This window comes from Novacetimonas hansenii JCM 7643 (genome assembly GCF_000964405.1).
GTDB classification, from domain to species: Bacteria; Pseudomonadota; Alphaproteobacteria; order Acetobacterales; family Acetobacteraceae; genus Novacetimonas; species Novacetimonas hansenii.
Genome location: NZ_BANE01000368.1, coordinates 1 through 488, shown reverse-complemented (window position 1 = coordinate 488; position 488 = coordinate 1). Strand labels below are relative to the sequence as shown.

Genomic DNA, 488 nt, shown 5'->3' with positions numbered 1-488 from the left:
ACAGGTCGCCTGATTCAGACCCGTGGTCCTCCCCGGATGCTTACGGAGACAGTCACGCTTGAGCAAGTAAAACCGCTCTTGGCCATGGCCGGACATGACGAGGATAGGCCTCGTCCGTGGTCGGTCGTCGTTGTCCATGTTGCGCCCGGCTCGTGTCCGTCTCACCAACGGAAAGACACAGTCATGAAGCTGAACCATATCAATCTCTACAGCCACGATACTGAGGCTGATCGCGCAATGTTCGAACAGTATTTCGGCCTACACACTCTCGTTGTGCGTGGCAGCAAAATGGCCATCATGCAGGACAATGATGGGCTGGTACTGATCGTCAACCATTTCGAGAACAAGCTCGACGGCTTCGATTATCCCAGGCAATTCGACATCCTGCATATTGGTTTTATCCAAACGTCTCGCGAGGACGTCGATGCTCTCTATAAGCGCCTAATACCAATTTGTTTTGGCTGTGACTCAGGGGGGGGGGGGTACAC

The 488-nt window shown here is 53.7% G+C and carries 1 protein-coding gene; it reads left to right on the top strand.

What is annotated here, in order from left to right; genetic code table 11:
- Window positions 1–183: 183 nt before the first annotated feature.
- The coding region (locus B7G66_RS16665; RefSeq protein WP_048859430.1) for a VOC family protein at window positions 184–488 on the top strand (305 nt) is incomplete at its 3' end.